Genomic DNA, 2,049 nt, shown 5'->3' with positions numbered 1-2,049 from the left:
TTCAGTGTCGCATCCGGGCAGACATCGAACCATTTGAAATGGTCTAACTTGGATTTGTTTTTCGCAAGGCCGCCGAGAGGCGGCCCCGAGAAATTCCTTTTCCTATACTAAAACCATATGAATCGAACGGAACCGATCAGCTAATAGTTGTGAGGACCGGACGGGCTCGAAGCCCATACATTTTGGACGGAGAGTTCGATCCTGGCTCAGGATGAACGCTGGCGGCGCGCCTAACACATGCAAGTCGAACGGCACCTGCCCTCGGGCAGAAGCGAGTGGCGAACGGCTGAGTAACACGTGGAGAACCTGCCCCCTCCCCCGGGATAGCCGCCCGAAAGGACGGGTAATACCGGATACCCCGGGGTGCCGCATGGCACCCCGGCTAAAGCCCCGACGGGAGGGGATGGCTCCGCGGCCCATCAGGTAGACGGCGGGGTGACGGCCCACCGTGCCGACAACGGGTAGCCGGGTTGAGAGACCGACCGGCCAGATTGGGACTGAGACACGGCCCAGACTCCTACGGGAGGCAGCAGTGGGGAATCTTGCGCAATGGGGGGAACCCTGACGCAGCGACGCCGCGTGCGGGACGGAGGCCTTCGGGTCGTAAACCGCTTTCAGCAGGGAAGAGTCAAGACTGTACCTGCAGAAGAAGCCCCGGCTAACTACGTGCCAGCAGCCGCGGTAATACGTAGGGGGCGAGCGTTATCCGGATTCATTGGGCGTAAAGCGCGCGTAGGCGGCCCGGCAGGCCGGGGGTCGAAGCGGGGGGCTCAACCCCCCGAAGCCCCCGGAACCTCCGCGGCTTGGGTCCGGTAGGGGAGGGTGGAACACCCGGTGTAGCGGTGGAATGCGCAGATATCGGGTGGAACACCGGTGGCGAAGGCGGCCCTCTGGGCCGAGACCGACGCTGAGGCGCGAAAGCTGGGGGAGCGAACAGGATTAGATACCCTGGTAGTCCCAGCCGTAAACGATGGACGCTAGGTGTGGGGGGACGATCCCCCCGTGCCGCAGCCAACGCATTAAGCGTCCCGCCTGGGGAGTACGGCCGCAAGGCTAAAACTCAAAGGAATTGACGGGGGCCCGCACAAGCAGCGGAGCATGTGGCTTAATTCGAAGCAACGCGAAGAACCTTACCAGGGCTTGACATATGGGTGAAGCGGGGGAGACCCCGTGGCCGAGAGGAGCCCATACAGGTGGTGCATGGCTGTCGTCAGCTCGTGTCGTGAGATGTTGGGTTAAGTCCCGCAACGAGCGCAACCCCCGCCGCGTGTTGCCATCGGGTGATGCCGGGAACCCACGCGGGACCGCCGCCGTCAAGGCGGAGGAGGGCGGGGACGACGTCAAGTCATCATGCCCCTTATGCCCTGGGCTGCACACGTGCTACAATGGCCGGTACAGAGGGATGCCACCCCGCGAGGGGGAGCGGATCCCGGAAAGCCGGCCCCAGTTCGGATTGGGGGCTGCAACCCGCCCCCATGAAGTCGGAGTTGCTAGTAATCGCGGATCAGCATGCCGCGGTGAATGCGTTCCCGGGCCTTGTACACACCGCCCGTCACACCACCCGAGTCGTCTGCACCCGAAGTCGCCGGCCCAACCGAGAGGGGGGAGGCGCCGAAGGTGTGGAGGGTGAGGGGGGTGAAGTCGTAACAAGGTAGCCGTACCGGAAGGTGCGGCTGGATCACCTCCTTTCTAGGGAGATACGTTCTTAGAGAGACAAACTTTAACTCGAATAGAGGGCAGGAGCCCGTCCGGTGGATGTCGCCTGGATGATTCCCCGCAGCACCCGGTCCCCGGGGTCGCACCCGCGTACCTTGAGAGCCGCATAGCGATAGGAGAGAGATGGAAGATCATTCTTCCAGACTCGATTCTTTTCTGCGATTTAAAGACAGAATGATAGCAATCATTCATCCGATCCAAACAAGAAGAATTCACTTATTAATGAGTGAGGAGCATCTGATCGCGAGCACAGTACATACACTGTGCCGCGGTATGAGATACCCGAATTGCGACATACGAGCGCTATTCATGATATCGATTAATTAGATTAAT

At 60.8% G+C, this 2,049-nt stretch carries 1 rRNA gene and 1 other annotated feature (1 of these 2 only partly in view); the gene reads left to right on the top strand.

Annotated features, from left to right (window positions below):
- Positions 1-183 precede the first annotated feature (183 nt).
- Positions 184-1,689, top strand: a 16S ribosomal RNA gene (locus ACEXKH_RS09505).
- Positions 1,690-1,943: 254 nt separating this feature from the next.
- Positions 1,944-2,049 (top strand) — a sequence feature (mutual gap in cmsearch alignment for this rRNA model is longer than 100) (it continues 2,992 nt past the right edge of the window).

Source organism: Collinsella aerofaciens ATCC 25986 (genome assembly GCF_964259375.1).
GTDB classification, from domain to species: Bacteria; Actinomycetota; Coriobacteriia; order Coriobacteriales; family Coriobacteriaceae; genus Collinsella; species Collinsella aerofaciens_BO.
Note: the sequence above shows the minus strand (reverse complement) of the source record. Positions and strands in the feature narration are given on the sequence as shown.